Below are 20,070 nucleotides of genomic sequence, written 5' to 3'. Positions count from 1 at the left end.
TATGCGACTTTATGGCCTTGAATTAAAACGCGTGCTAAAATCACGTCGTTCTATTATTTTATTGCTTATTGCTCTTTTTATGTCTGTGGTAATGGCTTGGCTTCCTGTTATGTATGAGGATATCAATCAATATGACAAAGACGGACATAAAGTGTCTGAACTCAACGGACTGAAGGCGATAGCTTATAAAAAATCGCTTCGCTCCGCCAATAACGGAGAAGTTACCCCCAAAAAGCTTAAAAGTGCTTTATCCATCTATCAAAGCGCAGTTTCACAGTATGGTGAGGAAAGCATTGATAGCGGTGACTTCCCGGTTGACCTTTATATGAAAAAGGTATTTCCGGTTGAATCGCTTTTAGGAAAATTACCTGAAGCATTCTCTGACCCTAAAACCGGTCAGGCAACAAGTTTAATGAATCTATCTCCAGATAAATTAGACAGCTTTTATGAGCAAACATCACAGCACCTTAAAAGTATCATGGAGATGGAACAGAAAGAGCACCCGACAGCACAGAAACAAACCCTGCATAAATACAGTGCGGTAAAAACACCATTTCAACTTTATACCGGTTATTCGAGAGATGCTTTTGATTACATCGTGCTTTATATATTTATACTTGTAATTCTTTGTACAACGGCTGTCACTCCTACGTTTTCCAATGAATATCAAACAGGTTCGGACAGTATCTTACGTTGTACCAAAAATGGAACTTCCCGATTGGCAATGGTGAAGATACTTGCCGCATTAACTGTTTTTTCAACTGCTTTCATTTTTTGCATCTCGCTGCACTTGATAATCTCAAACCTTGCATTCGGACCGGAATGTATGAAAACATCGATGCAAATGTTATTTTCCGTAATCAGCCTGCCCGCCATTAATTTAGGACAGCTTCAGATTATCCTGGCAGCCGGAGGACTTCTTTCCTTACTGGCAACCATCAGTTTTACTTTGTTTCTATCAGCCAAATGCAAGGATTCAGTTTCCGTTATCCTTATAGCAGTATTTATGTGTCTGCTCCCAATCTTTACGTATTCGTCTGGTGCCGGTTGGCTTAGTTTCATTTTACCATCCGCGGGAATCGGTATGCAGAACAGCTTGCTTTACCAGCTGACAGGCTTTAATTTTCTGTATATCGGTAAATTAAGCATTTGGTCTCCTTACGTCATAATAACGGCAACATTGATCGAGATCCCTTTGTTTCTTTTCCTTGCGATACACACTTATTGTAAACATCAGGTTGCTTAAAAATGAGTAACTGTATGAAGTCGTTGGTACTTAGGTCCTGTATTTTAGGGCCTTATGTACCACTACGTACTTCATACAATCGAGAGCGTGTTACGAATGAACTATATTCTGCGTCACGCAATCAAAACATTAATTGTGCAAATTGACGAAACCATAATATAAAAATTGCTTTTGATGCTCGAATCACATTATATTACTAACAAACTTTTATTGTATATCTCAGTGTACACTAATCTGCCATTCATCCGTTCTGATTTCATTAACTTGATTTCCTTTACTTCCATAGACATAAGAGGAATAATCTGTTCAAAATCTTTGGCAATATATCCGTTTTTCAGTTTTATCCCTCTTCCCAGGGTAAGGTGGGGTTTGAATTCTTTATCATCAACTTTAAATTCAAATGTCTTAAGTGCTCTGACAAGTTCATTATTTAGCTCCGTTAATATCGGATTCTTTTCAACTCCCACCCAAAAGATATCTCCATCCCTGCCTTTAAATCTGCCAAAACCACCAAATTTCAGCAAAAACTCACTGATTCTTCCTTTATCCACCGCATTATCAATTGCCTGTATTACCTGCTCTCTATCTTTTGTTTCTCCGATAAAAGCAAGGGTCAGATGAAAATTCTCTCTGGCAGTAAAATGTCCTCCGGAAGAATTTTTTTTAAGAACCTCCGTTAAGTGAAATAAATTTGACTTTATATCCTCCGAAAAATTAATCGCTATAAAAAGCCTTAATAACTCTTTCATCCCGTCAAACCTCCTTTTTATTAAATAATTCCAGGTAATTGTGAAACTCACATATTATAACTATATGTCATGCAATTCATAGAATTTCAGAGCCGAATCTTGCCCAAGGGCAACTTTAGCTATGAAACGAAAATTTGCATTCTTTAATTTGCGCCTTAATAATTTATTATATCTCTTCCACAATTACAACATCATCCAGCGTTCCGAACAACGTTAGGACTTTCATATGATCATGTTTTTCTTTTTGCTTGATTGTAACAAACAGTCCAACCATTTCTTCTGCTGATCTTGTTTTAATTATCTCCACATTTGTAATCTCCATATTATTATTCCGTACAAAATCAAAAAATTTACTGATACTTTTTACTGAAACCAATTCCACATATAATTCCAGAAGTTTTGTTTTAGACATTACAAAAGCATCAAACCTATGAAGCAGTGTCATACTTCCTAAGATGAAAATACAGCCAATCAATGCACCCTCATAAAAACCAATTCCAATTGCAAGCCCCATACATGCGGATGCCCATAAGCCGGCTGCTGTGGTGAGTCCCTTAACCTGTTGTTTTCCCGTAATTAATATAGTACCTGCCCCTAAAAAACCAATACCGCTGATAACCTGGGCTCCCAATCTGGTGGGATCAGTATCGTATTTCAATACTTCTATTATATATTGATTGGTTATCATTACTAATGCTGAACCAATACAGACTAAAATATGTGTACGAAATCCTGCCGGCCGCCTTTTTCTACCTCTGTCGTAACCGATAAGACCTCCACAAATGGCAGCCAGGCTTAAACGCACGATAATCGATAGTGTATTTACATCCATTAAACTAATTTCTAATTCTCCCATAATCCTTTCCCTTCTCACTGTTATTTTATATGTTATAAAAGCTTTCATTTATTTATGAAACCTATTAAAGCTTACAAGATAATTTATATATTCTTTATTATATGTTGATTATTCTTATGAATTAAGTATCTTTATCAAATAATTAGTTGCGTTTATGCTGGGTGCTCCTTAAATACATTTAACATTATAACATTTCTAAGTATAACTAAATACTACCAATAATGATATACATTTTAATTTATTAAAAAGAGAAAGTAAAGGCAAGAATTCATTATATAAAAATTTTGATATGGAACTAATGCTGACGATTCAGAATTTAAGACATAGACGGATTTAAAAGGGCTGCCGCTAAAATATTAAACCAATAACTTACGGAGGATATAAATTCTACATTTTTAGAAGTAAGTCAGTTGTTTTATTATTTTGCAGCAGCCTGTTATATTTTAAAGTAATATTTTATTTTTTACAGAAATGTTTATCATCAAGCATATAATGGAAGGGCATAATAATTGTTGATATATTTTTGTGTTTACTTAAATGCTGACTGAAAAAGTAAGTCGTCTGGTTATGAAGAAAATTGTCATACCAGTGGGCGGTAATAAATTTGATAATTATAACAGAAATATTCTCTCCATGGTTTAATTCCCGTTCTCTTTGCCACAAATAGTCATCCATGGGTTTTATAATATCACGATAAGGCGTCTCGATAATTTTTAATTCAATCGGTATTTCTAGATCTTCCCATTGTTTTCTCAGTTGGCTTGCATGTTCCGGGTGTCGGCAGACATGCAGGGCTGTTATATTATTTGAAATAGAATTTGCATAATTAATAGCTTTTAAAAATGGTTTATTTATATCATGCACCAGTAAAATGCATTGTGTGGATGTCGCTGCATCCTTATTGTAATATGGATTAAATTTTTCCAGACGAAGCTGTTCTCCAATAGCAGTATAATGTTTATGAATAAAATACATACCTGTCATAATACTTGGAATTGCTATTGCCAATATCCAGGCCCCATCTATAAATTTAGTAGAAAATACTATAACAGAAACGACTAAGGTAACCAACGCTCCAAAACCGTTAATCCAGCTTTTATACTGCCAGTTTCTCTCCTTAATTGTTAACCATTTTTTATACATTCCATATTGTGCGATGGTAAAAGATATAAAGACACCAACTGAATATAAGGGTATCAGCCTATGAGTTTCACTTTTAAAGCCTATAATCAACAGAGACGCTGCAATAAAAATAAACAAAATACCGTTTGAGAAACTAAGTTTCGTACCCCTTGAAGAAAATTGCCTTGGTACATAACCGTCATGGGCAAGAATATATAACAGCTGCGGTAATCCGTTATATGCTGTATTAGCTGCAAGTATTAAGATCAGGGAGGTAAAAACCTGAATGACATAATACATAAAAGTATGACCAAATACAGCAGATGAAATCTGGGACAATACGGTATGTCCGTCTATTGGGGCAACCTGAAGATGAATTGCAATGATACTGGTACCACCAAAAATAAATACTATGATACAGCCTAACATAAATAAAATATGTTTCGCATTTCTTGTAGAGGGCTTTGCGAAACTGGGTACCGCATTACTGACTGCTTCTACACCGGACATTGCTGAACATCCGGATGAGAATGCTTTCAGTAAAATAAGTATACCAACTCCCTGCATCGTCTCTTTTGGAAGAATGGGTGATGAATAGTCAATCGGATTTAAAGTACCTGTAATTAAACGGAATAACCCGCAAATAATCAATATTACCATAGAGATAATAAATATATAGGTCGGTAATCCAAAAACCTTAGAGGCTTCTCTTACTCCGCGTAAATTGATTAAAGTAATTAAAGTAACGCAAATTAAAGAAATAATTACTTTATAATTATGCAATAACGGAAAAGCGGACACTAATGCGGCTGTTGATGATGAAATACTAACCGCGACAGTCATAATATAATCAATTGTCAGTGCGGCTGCTGATAATAGGGATGCAGTTTTTCCAATATTCTCTTTCGCTACTGCATAAGCTCCGCCTCCATTTGGATAATGATCAATTATTTGCGAATAGGACAATACCAGGATTATTAATAACAGTAAAATCGGCAAAATAATATAAGGCAAGGTGTGAAAAGCCAAAAGGCCCATTGACGGTATCAAAATTAATAGAATTTCTTCAATAGCATATGCAACTGAGGATACGGCATCACTTGCCATAATTGGTAATCCCCATAATCTTGAAAGCTTTTCATGACTTATTTCATTATTCTTCAATGGCTTTCCCAGTAAAATATCTTTTATGTTCATTTCTATTTTCTCCTTAAAATTATGTGCTGTATTTATATCGAATTCCAACTAATTCTACTCATTTCACATTCAAGCGTCAATATAAGCTTTGCACAATAAGTGATTATATTATGGTAGTGATATTATACATTTTTTCAACACTTTATTTAATATGCTGCAGTGAACACAAATCTTTCTATTATATATTGGCATGTCATACTCAGGTTATGATACGCTGTCACTTTAGTGACATTTTACCTGTGCATGTTTTGTGCATCCTGCTCAGATGACTTTTTATATCTTAGAGGAGTTCAGCGAACTTAGTCTATGGAACAAAAAAAGAGCTGTTCCTTAAAGGAACAGCCCTTGCCAATATTAAAACGATTATTTTACTTCTATTGTCCAATTGGATTTATCTTCCAGTCTACCCAATTGAATTCCGGTAATGGTATCATAAAATTTTTGGCTGTATTCACCGATACCGCCGTCTTTTACTTTCATAATATGATCTTCCCACCTTAATTGTCCAACCGGAGAAATTACTGCTGCTGTTCCGGTACCAAATACTTCTTCTAACGTTCCATTTTTATGAGCCTCATAAATCTCATCAATGGAGATTCTTCTTTCTTCAACCGGTAATCCCCATGCTTTACATAAATTAATTACGGAATCTCTGGTTACACCTGGTAAGATACTTCCGTTTAATTTTGGAGTTACGATTGTTCCGTTTATTTTAAAGAAAATGTTCATTGCTCCGACTTCCTCAATGTATTTTCTTTCTACGCCATCCAGCCATAATACCTGGGAATACCCCTCATCATGAGCTTTCACCTGTGATTTTAAAGAAGCTACATAATTACCGCCTGTTTTGGCTTCTCCGATACCACCTTTAACGGCACGTACATATTCATCTTCGATCCAGATCTTAACCGGATTTAAACCTTCCGGATAATAAGCTCCAACCGGAGATAAAATAATGATAAACAGATAAGTATCAGCCGGCCTCACTCCTAAAAACGGATCTGTAGCTATAATAAACGGTCTGATATATAAAGAAGTTCCGGGTTTGGTAGGAATCCAGGCTTTATCCATCTTAACTATGGCTTTTAAAGCCTGCAGAAAATCCTCATCCGGAATCTCCGGTATACAGATTCTTCGATTTGTTTTATTCGCTCTTTCTATGTTCTTGTCAGGACGGAATAATAATACTCTGCCATCTTCTGCTTTATAGGCTTTTAATCCCTCGAACATCTCCTGTCCGTAATGAAATACCATAGCGGAAGGTTCTAAGCTGATTGGTTCATAGGGCACTATTCTTGCATCATGCCACCCCTTACCTGTTTCATAGTTCATAACAAACATATGATCTGTAAATATGGTTCCAAACTTTAAGGGATTGTCCGCTTTTGGAAGTTCCTTGGGGGTTGTTGTTTTTTCAATTCTGATATCTAACATGATACTTATCCTTCTTTCATAAATTTTTGGTGCAAACCGGCTCGAATTCTTACAGGTTATTCAAGACAATTTAAATAATTATAAATATAACTACTATATTAGCCTTACTAATAATAATTTTCAAGTGTTTTTTAATAATTCCTCTGCATTGTAATTGAAGAAAAAGATTCCTACGCCACCGATACCTAAGTGGCTTCCCAGAACACTGCCGATTTTATTTATAATAAACCTATGAAAACCTGTTCTCGTCTGAATTAATCTCATTAATTCTTCCGCTGTCTCTAAATCATCCGCGTGGCTGATTCCTATAATCTGATCTGTAAACTCCCCAGTCCTTTCCTCTAACAGATCTATTACCATATTAAGAGCTTTTTTTCTTCCCCTGACTTTATGTATAATTTCCATCCTGCCGTCATTTACATGCAGAATGGGATTGATATTAAGGATATTCCCTAACATCCCCTGTGCCCTTCCAATTCTCCCTCCTTTAATAAGCCAGCTTAAATCCGATAAGGTAAATATATGTTCAACTGAATTAACCAGCTCGGTGATTTTAGAGACAATTTGTTGGTAATCCAGATTATAATCTTTTATCCAGCTTACTGCCTGAAGCGCTATCAGTCCGGTAGCCGTAGAACCTCCCTTAGAATCAATAATAGCCATTTTTCTGTCCGGATAAAGTTTTTTGATTTCATTTAGAACAGCCCAGGCCAGCTGATAAGTTCCGGAGAGAATCTGGGAAAATGACAGATAAATGAAATCTTCGCCATTTTTTGCAAAGTCCCGAAATATATTATATATTTCTTCCGGGCTCGGCTGAGAAGTTCTTGGCATTACACCTCTTCGCATCGCATCATATACTTCATCAACTGATATAGTTTTCTTGTCCAGAAATTCTTTATCCTCCAATAAAACTTTAAGAGATAAAACCGTAATATCATATTTTATTATATACTCTTCAGGTAAATCACATGTACTGTCCACTATTAATTTAATCATTGAAATCGTTCTTCCTTTAATTTATTCCTCATTTTATTCCTATATTATATATCGTAATAGAAGCCAACTTTACTAATATGGCTTCTATTACTGCAATTTATAATACTGCTGCTTCCTCCGGTTTACTTATACAACCCTGGTCATCGGCAGATCATTGGCCACACCTTTTGATACCAGTATCTGATGTAAATCTATAATGCCATTATTAAAGGTTGCCGCACAGGATGCCAGGTATAATTCCCACATTCTTGTAAATTCTTCACCCATCATGTTAACTATTTCAACCTTATGTTCCAGAAACCTGTTTCTCCAGCATAACAGAGTACGGTTATAATGTCTTCGCAGACTTTCTACATCTAACGTATAGAACTGATACTCCGGAAGAATCTGTATTAATTCCCTTAAGCTAGGAACTGTTCCGCCCGGGAAAATATATTTCTTAATCCAGGCATCTCCGGGATGTTCTTTTAATGCGGTTATGGAATGAAGTAAAAAAACACCTTTTTTCCTTAACACATGATTTACATTTTTCATAAACAGATCATAATTATCCCTGCCGACATGTTCTATCATACCCACACTGACAACCCTGTCAAATAATAAAGCTGTACTGCTAAGATCTCTATAATCCATAATTTCAACCTCTAAAAGATGCTCCAGATTTTCTTCCTTAATTCTCTCCTTGAATTTATCATATTGTTCTTTACTTAACGTAATACCGGTTCCTTTTACCTGATATTTTTTAGCGGCTTCAATTAAAAGGGAACCCCATCCACAGCCTATGTCTAATAACGACATTCCTTTCTCTAAAGATAGCTTATCCAGTATATGATGAATTTTGTTCATTTGTGCTTCATATAGGGTATTATTTTTGTCTTTGAAATAGGCACAGGAATAACTCATAGTTTCATCCAGCCACAGACTGTAAAAATTATTTCCGATATCATAATGGGAGGTAACTTCTTTCTTTTGGTGTCCTTTTCCAGTTGCAGTATATAAAAGACTGTGAAGTTTTGATTTATTCGTAGTAAACTTACCCATTTCTCCAAGAAACAAATTCAGGACTTGGTATAGATCTTTATCTACCTCAATATCCCCCCTCATATACGCTTCCCCTAAAGCTAACGATGTACTGGTTAGCAAGTCACTTTTACTGATTGGTTTCTTTAGAATTACTGTAAATTCAGGTTCTCCGTTACCTATTTTCTTTATTTCATTTTCCGATTGCAGATTAAATGCTACCGGTATAATGCCGGACATATAATCGATAAAAAACTTATCAAACATGATTGCACCATCCTTTCAATATGGGAAATTTATCACCAAAATATTCCACTTATTATATTTACAAAAAAGCGTATCGTTATACAATTAATTAATTATTTTGATGACTTCATATTTTTTTGTCATATTTAGAGTTAATTCTGTCATTACAAAAAAAACACATAAATTTTGTCTTTTATTTTAGTTCTGTTACCATCATTTGTCAAATATAATTATAAAAAGCTTAAGTTATAATCCTGATAGTCCGGAAATAACTTAAGCTTTTTCTTATTCTTCTATCTTTTTTTATTAGAGGATATATTTTATATAATTAAAAATAGAATATTAGATTTTATGGACGACAATTAAGCCATAAATAATTTAATGTCATCTTCTACTGTTCCGATCCCTGCAATACCAAAGTTTTCTACTAATACTTTAGCCACATTTGGTGATAAAAATGCAGGTAATGTCGGGCCTAAATGGATATTCTTTACTCCCAGATATAAAAGGGACAGTAAAACAATAACTGCTTTTTGTTCATACCATGCTATATTAAATGCAAGGGGCAATTCGTTAATATCGGATAAATCAAATACTTCTTTTAATTTTAATGCAATTAAAGCCAGGGAGTAAGAGTCATTACATTGTCCGGCATCTAATACTCTCGGTATTCCGCCGATGTCTCCTAAAGGAAGTTTATTGTATTTGTATTTCGCACAACCTGCAGTTAATATAACCGTATCTTCCGGTAATGCTTTTGCAAAATCAGTGTAATAATTTCTGGATTTAGCTCTTCCGTCACATCCTGCCATAACGAAGAACTTCTTAATCTTACCGGTTTTCACTGCATCAACAACCTTATCTGCTAATGCAAATACCTGATTGTGAGCAAATCCACCGATGATTTCTCCGGTTTCAATTTCAGTCGGAGCCGCACATTTTTTCGCATGTTCAATAATCTGTGAGAAATCTTTCTGATCTCCACTTTCTCCCGGAATATGCGTACATCCAATAAATCCTGCCGCACCGGTGGTATATAATCTGTCTTTATAACTTGCTTTCGGCGGTACGATACAGTTTGTGGTCATTAAAATCGGTCCGTTAAAGGATTCAAACTCTTCGTTTTGTTTCCACCATGCATTACCATAATTGCCAATGAAATGAGTATATTTCTTAAATGCCGGATAGTAGTGAGCCGGAAGCATTTCAGAGTGTGTATACACATCCACACCGGTTCCCTCTGTCTGCTTTAATAATTGTTCCAAATCTTTTAAATCATGTCCGGAAATTAAGATACCAGGATTTTTACCTACACCGATATTAACTTTGGTAATTTCCGGATTGCCGTATGAAGAAGTGTTTGCCGTATCTAATAAAGCCATACCGTCAACACCAATCTTACCGGTTTCAAGAGTTAATGCTACTAATTCATCCGCACTTAACTTATCGTTTAAAGTTTTAGCTAATGCACTCTGCATAAATACATGAATGGATTCCTTATCAAATCCTAACGCAAGCGCATGTTTTACATAAGCGGAGAGACCTTTTAATCCGTATGTGATTAATTCTCTAAGACTTCTTACATCTTCATTTTCCGTTGCTAAGACACCTACTGTTAAGGATTTTGCATCTAACTCTGAATCTGTATTTGTTTCCCATAAAGCAGCATCGGATAGATCAGCTTTATTATTTAATTTATTTAATAGCTCTTTTTTAGCATTTAGAGTCATTTTAACTCTGTCATAAAATACTTTATCATCAAAATTGGCATTCGTTATTGTTGTAAATAAATTAAGTGTTACCAAGTGATTTATATCTCCGCCGACCGTTTGGCCTTCTTCTCTTAATCTTGTTGCAATCTCGGAGATACCTTTCGTCGTATAGATTAATAAATCCTGCATTCTGGCAAGATCAGGGGACTTACCGCACACCCCGAATTTTGTACAGCCGGTACAACCTGCTGTTTCCTGACATTGATAACAAAACATTGTATTTTCCATTCAAATATCCTCCAAATCAAATTTGTTTTTGTTTTTTTTGATGTGTTAATGATATAACAAAATGCGAACAAATTCCGTAACATATGTTACAAATTGATTTGAATTATAAAATAAAACAGAAAATTATTGTTACTATAATGATTTGCTTAATTTATCCGAATCCACAATCTTAACCATATCCCGGTCCACATCAATGAGACCGTCTTCCTGCATTTTAATAAGTTCTCTGGAAAGAGAAGGTCTTGTTACATTAAGATAAGCAGAAAACTGTTCCCGGTTCATTGTCAATTTTACATACTTTTTATTATTACAATTCTCCAACAGATATTTGGCAATTTTCTGCCGCAAGCTGCCGCTGGTTAATAATTGAACTTTATTATTTAAAAAATATGCTTTCTGAGCTAAGATTCCCAGCATATTTTGTATAATTACCGAATGGGCATTACAGGATTTATCACAGGTTGTAAAAAAATATTCCTTCGGTATGGCTAGCACTGTAGAATCGGTATTGGTCAATACATAATAATTATAATCCGCTTTTTCTAAAAAGACATATACTTCTCCAAAGATATCCTTTTCTTCAATATTAGTTACAATATATTTTCTTCCATCCGGGGTATCCTTACATACGGATACGGACCCTTTAAGCAGAACAAACAGTTCTTTTGGGGGATCCATCTGACTGAATATGATTCGATTTTTTTCATAGTCCTTAAGCCTGGCATTGGAGCATCCCAGACAAAGTTCTATTTCTTCCTGCGTTAACCCTTTAAAAAGGACATTATCTTTAATTTTTTCAATCATATTATCTCCTGTTAACTAAAATCTGATCAGCTCCATATCGGTTTAATCCAAAGTGCATTAACCTATTTTTTTCTCACATATTTATAAAATGCATATTCTATATCATAATAAGTCCGTTCATCTGATTCGGCTTCCACTACCCACTCCGGATTCTCATCCAGATTAGGGAAATAAGTGTCGGCATGATATGCATAATCGATTTTTGTAACATGGGCTACATCACAGTAACCCAGCATCTGTTTATAGATGCTGGCACCTCCTATAACATAAACATCTTCTGATTTATAATCCCTGGCAGCCTCCAGGGCTTCCTCCACACTAGACACTACAATGGCGTCATTTACGGTAAAGTCCGTTTTGGAAGTAATTACAATATTAGTTCTGTTTTTTAAGGGTCTCCCTCCCGGAAATGTCTCCAGGGTGTTTCTCCCCATAATAACAACTTTATTCATAGTCTCATCCCGAAAAAACCGCATATCTTCCGGTATACTGATTAATAATTTATTTTGATATCCTATAGCCCAGTTTTTATCTACGGCAACAATTAAATTCATAGTTTACTCCTGTCTGTATTGATTTATCTTCTGATTACACTGCTACGGGTATATGTTCGATTTTAGGACCTGTCACATAATTATCCAATCTAAAATCCTCTACCGTAAACTGGTAAAAATCTTTGATTTCTGGATTCATCCAGAATACAGGTGCTTCATACACAGGTCTGGCTATTAATTCTTTAATGATTGGAATATGGCGGTCATAGATATGGGCATCCACAATAACATGTACTAATTCTCCGACTTCCATATCACAAACCTGAGCTAACATATGAACCAGTACTGCATATTGGCATACATTCCAGTTGTTAGCTGCCAATATATCCTGGGATCGCTGATTTAAAACAGCATTTAATTTTAGTTTATCACTGTCTTTTGCCTTAGTAACATTAAAAGTCATACTGTAGGCACAAGGATATAATTTCATCTCATGCAGGTCCTGGTGAACGTAGATGTTAGTCATAATCCTACGGCTGTAAGGATTATTTTTCAAATCATAGATTACCCTGTCTACCTGATCCATTTCCCCTTCTTTATATTTATGTTTTACGCTAAGCTGATAACCGTAAGCTTTACCGATGGATCCGGTTTCATCCGCCCAGCTGTCCCAAATATGACTGATCAATTCGTTTACATTATTGGATTTTTTCTGCCATATCCATAATAACTCATCTATACAGCTTTTAATTGCTGTTCTTCTTAAGGTGATTGCAGGGAATTCTTTCGATAAATCATAACGATTTACCACTCCAAATTTCTTGATTGTATAAGCACTTGTTCCGTCTTCCCATTTAGGACGTACCTTTTCACCCTCAGTACTTACACCGTTTTCTAATACATCATTGCACATATCAATAAATATTCTATCTGCTAAACTCATACTCAGCCATCCTTTCTTTTATCAGGCATGCCAAGAAACTTATTAAGCCTGTTTGTCTATGGCAATTATATCATCATACCTTATGACCGTCAAATCTTATAACTGTCAAAAGTTATGTAACACCCTGCCCTTTCCTTAAAATAAAAAAGAGAAAACACCCTCTGAATGGTTTAAGTTAAGGTATTACTAACCCACCCGGGTGTTTTCTCTTGACAGCAAGTAACTCATTAGTCATTTCTTACTTATCTTGTATTTTTTTATTTAAATTATCTTACACCTGCTATTTGTTCATCCATAAAACTTTTTATATTAGAAGCATTGGCATATTTCTTAAACTGTCCATTTTTTACGACTACCAGTGTAGGTGCCTGCATAACTCCATATTCTCTGGCAAGCTCCGGGTTATCCTCCGCATCCACCTGAATATAAGAGTAGCTGCTTAAAAATTCTTTGGCAATCTTGCAGTTAGGACAGGTTTTTGTTGTAAATAAGTATATTCCGTTCTCTCTGGCATCTGCTGCCGCAATTTCATCTATATAAAAGGATTCTTCTGAATTATTACCCTCAGAAACTTCAGAATAAGTTCCCTCTAAGATGTCTTCATGATCACAGCCGCTGCTTACAGGCATGATCCTGGAATGATTCATTTCATATAACTTTCTGTTCTTATATTCCTGCGATTTACCCTCATTCCAGTTTTGCACCGGGCGGTAATAACCGGTAATACGGCTGTAAACTTCAGCATTTTCACCGCATTCGGGACATTTAAACTGTTCACCTGTCAAATACCCGTGATTTTTACAGATAGAATAGGTAGGTGATAAAGTATAATAAGGTAATTTATAGTTTTCAGCTATGGTACGTACTAATTTAGCTGCTGCTTTCCAATCCGGTAACTTTTCACCTAAAAATGCATGGAATACAGTTCCTGAAGTATACAGGGTCTGAAGCTGGTCCTGAACATCCAAAGCTTCAAAGATATCTTCCGTATAACCTACAGGTAAATGAGAGCTGTTGGTATAATAAGGAGTATCCCCTGCTTTCCCTGCAGTCTTAATTAACGGCCAGCGTTTCCTGTCATGTTTGGCAAGACGATAGCTGGTAGATTCAGCCGGTGTTGCTTCCAGATTATAAAGGTCACCGTATTCCTCCTGATAATCGGATAAACGTTCTCTCATATGATTTAATACTTTTACACTAAAAGCCTGGGTAGCCGGATCCGTCATATCTTTCCCGAGCCATTTTGCATTTAAGCCAACTTCATTCATCCCCAATAGACCAATTGTGGAGAAATGATTTTGAAAAGTTCCTAAGTAACGTTTTGTATATGGGTATAAACCTTCATCCAGAAGTTTCGTGATAACGTCCCTTTTAACTTTTAAGGAACGGGCGGAAATATCCATCATTCTGTCTAACCGCTTAAAGAAATCTTCTTCATTTACCGCCTGGTAAGCAATTCTCGGCATATTTATCGTTACAACTCCAACGGAGCCGGTACTTTCTCCCGAACCAAAGAATCCTCCTGTCTTTTTTCTAAGCTCCCTAAGATCAAGACGAAGTCTGCAGCACATGGAACGTACATCACTGGGTTCCATATCGCTGTTAATATAGTTTGAAAAATAGGGAGTACCATATTTTGCGGTCATTTCAAACAATAGACGGTTATTTTCTGTATCGGACCAGTCAAAATTGCCTGTTATGGAATAAGTTGGTATAGGATACTGAAATCCTCTTCCATTTGCATCTCCTTCTAACATAATTTCAATAAAAGCCTTATTTACCATATCCATTTCATTTTTACAATCTTTATACTTAAAATCTACTTCTTTGCCGCCGACAATACAATTAAGTTCTGCCAGATCGTTCGGTACCGTCCAGTCCAGTGTGATATTGGAAAACGGTGCTTGAGTCCCCCAACGGCTTGGTGTATTAACGCCGTAAATAAATGATTGAATGCATTGTTTTACTTCACGATAAGAGAGGTCATCAATCTTTACAAAAGGTGCTAAATAGGTATCAAAAGAAGAAAATGCCTGTGCGCCTGCCCATTCATTCTGCATAATTCCTAAGAAATTAACCATCTGGTTACATAAGGTAGAAAGATGGCTTGCGGGAGAAGAAGTAATCTTTCCCGGTATTCCGCCTAAGCCTTCCGTTATTAACTGTTTTAAGGACCAGCCGGCACAATAACCGGTTAACATGGAAAGGTCATGTAAATGAATATCGGCATTCCTATGAGCATTTGCTATTTCTTCGTCATAGATTTCAGATAACCAGTAGTTCGCAGTAATAGACCCGGAATTATGTAAAATTAAGCCGCCGACGGAATAAGTAACTGTGGAATTTTCTTTCACACGCCAGTCCTCTTCTTTTACATAACTGTTGACGATTTCTTTATAATCAAGGATAGTTGATTTCATGTTACGGATACGTTCTCTATTTTTACGATATAAAATATACGCTTTCGCCACATCCGTATAACCTGTCTGCTCTAAAACATGCTCTACACTGTCTTGAATATCCTCAACATGGACCAATCCTTCTTTTACCTTGGCATTAAAATCGGCCGTAACTCTTAATGATAAAAGACCTATGATGTCTTCAGTAAAATTTTTATCCGTTGCAATAAAAGCCTTATTGATAGCTTCCGTTATTTTAGCCAGATTGAAATCTGCTATTTCTCCGTCTCTTTTTACTACTTGAATCATTGTTAAAAATCCCCCTTCTTTATCCGTTTTGCACTTGTCTTTTGTAAATTTTACCTAAAAATATATTAGCAGAATTCTCTTAATACGTCAAGTGATATCTACAATATATATATTTCTAATTTTATTTTACCACAATATATTGTGGTTTTTCTTTAGTCCTTAATACCCATTTACTTTTTTATATTCTGAACTTTTTACACTCTTATCTTTGTATTGTAACACTATAAACTATTATGTGAAATAACATAAATAATTTAAATATTGTGACAATTAAATCAATTGAATAAATTCATCTGCTATTCTTACATTTATAATCCATAAAATGCAGATTGAGACCTTTTAACACCTTAATTATTGTTGGAATACAAACAACAATTTTATTTATCTTCTTATTTGAAACGAAAAGGACCCTGGATAATAAGTCATATCTTATTATCAGCAGCCCTTTTGCTAATTTATAATTATTTATATTCTATTGTATATCTCCTTTGGCAAATATGCTTTTACGTAGATTCCATCTTCCCTGTACTCTTCTTCTAAAAGCTGCCCGTATTTACGAATCATCTGAATCTTCCCGGCATCCTCATAGGAAAATATCCGTTCTATTAAAATTTTTCTCTCACGTAGTATCTCTTCAAAAATTTCCTGTAACTCATCCAATCCTTTCATCTGTTTTGCCGATATCTTAACCGATTTATCTGCTTTAAAATCCTTAATGATTAAATCTGTTTCCAACAAATCCTGTTTATTAAAAGCTGTTATAATCGGTTTATCTTTAACCCCAAGATTCTCAAGGGTTTCATACACTACATGCATCTGTTTGTATGCTGACGGATTGGAGCTGTCTACCACATGAAGTATAATGTCCGCATATTTTGCTTCCTCTAAGGTACTTCGAAAAGCTTCAATCAGGTGATGAGGAAGTTTTCTTATAAAACCGACGGTGTCTGTTAATAATATCTGCTGTCCGCTGGGAAGTGTTAAATTCCTGGTTGTCGGATCCAGGGTAGCGAATAGCTTGTCTTCTTCCAGTACATCGGCACTGGTTAAGCGGTTTAATAAGGTGGATTTACCGGCATTGGTATAACCTACGATTGCAGCAATAGGTATAGAGCCCTTACTCCTTAATTCTCTTGATGTTTCCCTATATTGTTTTACATCTGATAGTTCTCGGTTTAATTGGGATATACGATCCCTGATTAATCTTCGGTCCACTTCCAGTTTCTTTTCACCGGGACCTCTGGTACCAATTCCGCCGCCTAATCTTGACATGGAATTACGCATTCCAACCAGTCTGGTGGCGCGATATTTTAATTGGGCCAGCTCTACCTGAATTTTACCTTCTTTTGTAGTAGCATGCTGAGCAAAAATATCCAGAATCAATATTGTTCTGTCCATTACTTTAGCTTGCAGGGCATCCTCCAGATTCTTTAGTTGCGCAGGTGATAATTCATCATCACAAATAACCCCTGTTGCACCTAAATCATTGAATAATTCCCTAACTTCCTCTATTTTACCTTTACCAATATACGTACCCGGGTGAACGCTTTCTCTGTTTTGAATTATCTTTGCAACAGTTACAGCTCCTGCAGTTTTTGCCAGTTCTTCTAATTCATCCAGTGAATCTGCCGTATCATCTCCATCGTTTACAGCAACACCTACTAAAATCAGGCGTTCTTCTTTTTCCTTTATCTCAAACAGTTCACCCATGTATAACCTCCTAAAATTTCAACTTTTGCTTAGCTCCTTACTCTTTATGTGCCGTACTGGCTTCAGGCAGCCTGGTTTTGATAAACCCAAGTTCCGTTTTCGCTTTTTCATCCTCAGGATATTCTTTTGTATACTCTTTCATAAGGCCATATGCTTTTTCAAAATCTCCCATATTCTCATAAACGATAATTTCGTTCCGTTTCAAAGATTGATTTAAGGTTATATCATTATACTTAAGCCCTGTCTGAATATAAGATAATGCATCTTTGTAATCTGCAAGTTTCATTTGGCAGAAAGCAATTTTATCATATACGGATGCAGAAGTAATATTAGTTTCTTCCTTTATATACATACTGTAATTATTGACTGCATTTTTATAATCTTTTTTTTGTTCATAAATAGTACCCAAAAAATAATAAGCTTCAGCAAATCCATTGCGGAATGCCTCGCTGAATTCTCTGACTGCATCTTCATAATTGCCCATATAATAATGAACTTTCGCCAGGTTAAAGTTATCCTCCTGTGTCGTTCCTTTTATGTTGGCAGCCATCTCTAAGACAGCCTTAGCTCCGTTCTTATCACCTGTTTCAACAAGCAAAAAATATTTACCAAAATAATACTCGTATTTTTTACTATCCAGCTTAATTGCCTTGTCATAATCTATAAGACTATTCTTATAATCTTTTAGTAAACGGTATGAATCGGCTCTGCAATAATAGGTATATGAGTCCGATGGATTTCCTTTGATTATAGCTGTATATGTTTTTACAGCTTCTTTGTAAAACCCTGCCCTGTTCTGAGAGTTTCCCTTATAATATAAGATGTCCATATTTAAATCAGATAATTCATGAATTGCCAGTGCCTTATCGAACTGACTGATGGCCATTTTATAATTATGTGATTTAAAATAAACAATACCTTTTCCACGATAGGCTAGTTTATTATTCTTATTAACGATACGATTGGTCTTATTTAATATTGCCCGGTCTAAATATTGATTCGCTTCCTCATATTTCCCAAGTTGAATTAACGTCATAGCATAATCTATATAATAATCAGCACGATCACTGTTTAATTCCAATGCCTTAGAAAAGCTATCTTTTGCTTTATCATAGTTACCGCTATTAAAGTTCTGAAGCCCTTCCTTATAAAAACTGCCGGCCGATTGGGCACAACCGTTAAGTAAAGTAATGGTCAAAAGAAGAATAGCTGCACTTTTTAATCTCGCTTTTTTCATTAACAACTCCTATCGTTTATTTGTCCCGACATTACTTTGAACAAAAACTGTTATAATTTGCAACGGTTTCCGTGATATGTATATAGGTGCACATTTCATATTATAGTTTCTGCAGATTATATTTGCAAGGTTTCCTGCTTGTTTTTTTCAAATACTTAAATCTCAAGCAAGGATATAAAAATAGTAACCAATCCTAAATAAATTATCCGTAATTGGTTACTATTTGTCAAGTGATTACTAAAATATTCCATGATTAAGGTTACAGATTAAGTCTCATCGGAATCCACACCCTGCGCTATATCTATCATTTCAGATTGTGATAACATAAAACCATTTTCCAAATCTTTAATTTCATCATCTCCCTGATTTAATGATGCCCTTTCTTCCGGTGGATTCTCCCTTACATAGTCGCAATTTTCACCTAATATCCGACTATCAGTATAAGGTGATCGCGTGCCTTTCTTTAGATCGTATTTTTCTACTATATCTTCAGCAATAGGGATATTACCATTTTTCGTTTCTATAAAAAGTTCCTCCATATTATCCTCCATTCCACGCATAATAAGTCATCATAATGTCATATTATAGTTTTAGTTATATAATTATAAGAATTTTTTTAATTCCTCTATATTATTTTGTTCTGTTTTTAATAGTTTATCCGCTAATTCCATTATAGCAGTATCCGCTTCTGCATATTCATTCATTATTTTAGTTGCATCAATAATTCCCATTGTACTGCCCTGAATTAACATATCAGCAATATGAGAGGGTGATTTATCCGCCAGAGTTTTCATATTGATTGACATATAGGCGGATACTTTTGCCATAGCACCAATTTCTTTTTCTTCGTGTCCAGACTCGTTTAGTAACTTTACAGCAGTTTCATTTAACTTTTTATATTCTTCTTCCTGTATTTTCAATAAATTGGCAAAATCCTTATCTTCTGCTATTTTCAATAATTGTTCAATAGTTCTAACCCCCATCTGGGAATTTTGATATATATAATTTAGTAGTTCCGTATTTCCATCCATATATCTTTCCTTATAATCCACAAAATTACTTAAAATAAATTACGTAAATTGAAAAATGATAATTTAGTGGAATCCTTTCGTAATATTGATTTTTTAAATAATTTTCTATTTTACAACGTTTATAAAAACTTGTTGCATTATTTATTTTTCTTATTTTTCTTTCATTTTTTATCTTTCATTTCTTTCATCTTTTATTTCTTTTGTCTTTCATTTCTTTTATCTTTCATTTCTTTTATTCTTTAGTATTCTTGATTAGTATATCCTATAGTTTTCA

General features: G+C 35.1%; 16 protein-coding genes. 1 reads left to right on the top strand and 15 read right to left on the bottom strand.

The window, feature by feature from the left end; genetic code table 11:
* The first annotated feature begins 1 nt into the window (after window position 1).
* Entirely contained in the window at window positions 2–1,246 is a 1,245-nt protein-coding gene (locus RBU59_RS25290) for an ABC transporter permease (protein WP_308145247.1), read from the top strand.
* A gap of 188 nt (window positions 1,247–1,434) precedes the next feature.
* Here RBU59_RS25290 and thpR read toward each other — a convergent pair whose 3' ends face one another.
* The 15 genes from thpR to RBU59_RS25215 all read right to left on the bottom strand — a co-directional run bounded on the left by thpR (window position 1,435) and on the right by RBU59_RS25215 (window position 19,796).
* The gene (gene thpR, locus RBU59_RS25285) at window positions 1,435–1,995 is read right to left on the bottom strand and encodes an RNA 2',3'-cyclic phosphodiesterase (RefSeq protein WP_308145246.1); all 561 of its coding nucleotides are present in this window, start codon (window positions 1,993–1,995) and stop codon (window positions 1,435–1,437) included.
* A 166-nt stretch (window positions 1,996–2,161) separates the two neighbouring features.
* Entirely contained in the window at window positions 2,162–2,851 is a 690-nt protein-coding gene (locus RBU59_RS25280; RefSeq protein WP_308145245.1) for an MgtC/SapB family protein, read from the bottom strand.
* 456 nt (window positions 2,852–3,307) lie between these two features.
* Window positions 3,308–5,170, bottom strand: coding sequence for an APC family permease (locus RBU59_RS25275; RefSeq protein ID WP_308145244.1), 1,863 nt, complete (start codon window positions 5,168–5,170; stop codon window positions 3,308–3,310).
* A gap of 363 nt (window positions 5,171–5,533) precedes the next feature.
* The gene (locus tag RBU59_RS25270) at window positions 5,534–6,604 is read right to left on the bottom strand and encodes a branched-chain amino acid aminotransferase (RefSeq protein ID WP_308145243.1); all 1,071 of its coding nucleotides are present in this window, start codon (window positions 6,602–6,604) and stop codon (window positions 5,534–5,536) included.
* A gap of 120 nt (window positions 6,605–6,724) precedes the next feature.
* Window positions 6,725–7,603, bottom strand: coding sequence for a DegV family protein (locus RBU59_RS25265; protein WP_308145242.1), 879 nt, complete (start codon window positions 7,601–7,603; stop codon window positions 6,725–6,727).
* 126 nt (window positions 7,604–7,729) lie between these two features.
* Window positions 7,730–8,890, bottom strand: coding sequence for a cyclopropane-fatty-acyl-phospholipid synthase family protein (locus tag RBU59_RS25260; RefSeq protein WP_330698406.1), 1,161 nt, complete (start codon window positions 8,888–8,890; stop codon window positions 7,730–7,732).
* Between the two features lie 341 nt (window positions 8,891–9,231).
* Window positions 9,232–10,869: a hydroxylamine reductase gene (hcp, locus tag RBU59_RS25255; protein ID WP_308145241.1), complete on the bottom strand. Its 1,638-nt coding sequence runs from the start codon at window positions 10,867–10,869 to the stop codon at window positions 9,232–9,234.
* A 132-nt stretch (window positions 10,870–11,001) separates the two neighbouring features.
* Window positions 11,002–11,673, bottom strand: a complete 672-nt coding sequence (locus tag RBU59_RS25250; RefSeq protein ID WP_308145240.1) for a Crp/Fnr family transcriptional regulator — start codon at window positions 11,671–11,673, stop codon at window positions 11,002–11,004.
* Window positions 11,674–11,735: 62 nt separating this feature from the next.
* Complete coding sequence (locus RBU59_RS25245) at window positions 11,736–12,227, bottom strand: dihydrofolate reductase (protein ID WP_308145239.1); 492 nt, start codon at window positions 12,225–12,227, stop codon at window positions 11,736–11,738.
* Between the two features lie 34 nt (window positions 12,228–12,261).
* Window positions 12,262–13,110, bottom strand: coding sequence for a thymidylate synthase (gene thyA, locus RBU59_RS25240; protein ID WP_308145238.1), 849 nt, complete (start codon window positions 13,108–13,110; stop codon window positions 12,262–12,264).
* Between the two features lie 266 nt (window positions 13,111–13,376).
* A complete protein-coding gene (locus RBU59_RS25235) occupies window positions 13,377–15,818 on the bottom strand; it encodes a ribonucleoside triphosphate reductase (protein WP_308145237.1) in 2,442 nt (813 codons plus the stop codon).
* Between the two features lie 465 nt (window positions 15,819–16,283).
* Window positions 16,284–17,528 (bottom strand): GTPase HflX, encoded by a 1,245-nt coding sequence (gene hflX / locus RBU59_RS25230; protein WP_308145236.1) that lies wholly within the window; start codon window positions 17,526–17,528, stop codon window positions 16,284–16,286.
* Between the two features lie 37 nt (window positions 17,529–17,565).
* A complete protein-coding gene (locus RBU59_RS25225) occupies window positions 17,566–18,765 on the bottom strand; it encodes a tetratricopeptide repeat protein (RefSeq protein WP_308145235.1) in 1,200 nt (399 codons plus the stop codon).
* 266 nt (window positions 18,766–19,031) lie between these two features.
* Window positions 19,032–19,304 carry a hypothetical protein gene (locus RBU59_RS25220; RefSeq protein ID WP_308145234.1) on the bottom strand — a complete coding sequence of 91 codons (273 nt, stop codon included), beginning with the start codon at window positions 19,302–19,304 and terminating at the stop codon, window positions 19,032–19,034.
* Window positions 19,305–19,367: 63 nt separating this feature from the next.
* Window positions 19,368–19,796: a hypothetical protein gene (locus tag RBU59_RS25215; RefSeq protein ID WP_308145233.1), complete on the bottom strand. Its 429-nt coding sequence runs from the start codon at window positions 19,794–19,796 to the stop codon at window positions 19,368–19,370.
* Between the last annotated feature and the right edge of the window lie 274 nt (window positions 19,797–20,070).

The sequence above is a fragment of the Anaerocolumna sp. MB42-C2 genome, from assembly GCF_030913705.1.
Classification (GTDB): domain Bacteria; phylum Bacillota; class Clostridia; order Lachnospirales; family Lachnospiraceae; genus Anaerocolumna.
This window is presented reverse-complemented; position numbering and strand designations above follow the sequence as displayed.

Excerpts from the sequence above, each read along its gene's own strand:
- RBU59_RS25290 (WP_308145247.1), top strand. The coding sequence starts at position 2 with ATGCGACTTTATGGCCTTGAATTAAAACGCGTGCTAAAATCACGTCGT.
- thpR (WP_308145246.1), bottom strand. The coding sequence starts at position 1,995 with ATGAAAGAGTTATTAAGGCTTTTTATAGCGATTAATTTTTCGGAGGAT.
- RBU59_RS25280 (WP_308145245.1), bottom strand. The coding sequence starts at position 2,851 with ATGGGAGAATTAGAAATTAGTTTAATGGATGTAAATACACTATCGATT.
- RBU59_RS25275 (WP_308145244.1), bottom strand. The coding sequence starts at position 5,170 with ATGAACATAAAAGATATTTTACTGGGAAAGCCATTGAAGAATAATGAA.
- RBU59_RS25270 (WP_308145243.1), bottom strand. The coding sequence starts at position 6,604 with ATGTTAGATATCAGAATTGAAAAAACAACAACCCCCAAGGAACTTCCA.
- RBU59_RS25265 (WP_308145242.1), bottom strand. The coding sequence starts at position 7,603 with ATGATTAAATTAATAGTGGACAGTACATGTGATTTACCTGAAGAGTAT.
- RBU59_RS25260 (WP_330698406.1), bottom strand. The coding sequence starts at position 8,890 with ATGTTTGATAAGTTTTTTATCGATTATATGTCCGGCATTATACCGGTA.
- hcp (WP_308145241.1), bottom strand. The coding sequence starts at position 10,869 with ATGGAAAATACAATGTTTTGTTATCAATGTCAGGAAACAGCAGGTTGT.
- RBU59_RS25250 (WP_308145240.1), bottom strand. The coding sequence starts at position 11,673 with ATGATTGAAAAAATTAAAGATAATGTCCTTTTTAAAGGGTTAACGCAG.
- RBU59_RS25245 (WP_308145239.1), bottom strand. The coding sequence starts at position 12,227 with ATGAATTTAATTGTTGCCGTAGATAAAAACTGGGCTATAGGATATCAA.
- thyA (WP_308145238.1), bottom strand. The coding sequence starts at position 13,110 with ATGAGTTTAGCAGATAGAATATTTATTGATATGTGCAATGATGTATTA.
- RBU59_RS25235 (WP_308145237.1), bottom strand. The coding sequence starts at position 15,818 with ATGATTCAAGTAGTAAAAAGAGACGGAGAAATAGCAGATTTCAATCTG.
- hflX (WP_308145236.1), bottom strand. The coding sequence starts at position 17,528 with ATGGGTGAACTGTTTGAGATAAAGGAAAAAGAAGAACGCCTGATTTTA.
- RBU59_RS25225 (WP_308145235.1), bottom strand. The coding sequence starts at position 18,765 with ATGAAAAAAGCGAGATTAAAAAGTGCAGCTATTCTTCTTTTGACCATT.
- RBU59_RS25220 (WP_308145234.1), bottom strand. The coding sequence starts at position 19,304 with ATGGAGGAACTTTTTATAGAAACGAAAAATGGTAATATCCCTATTGCT.
- RBU59_RS25215 (WP_308145233.1), bottom strand. The coding sequence starts at position 19,796 with ATGGATGGAAATACGGAACTACTAAATTATATATATCAAAATTCCCAG.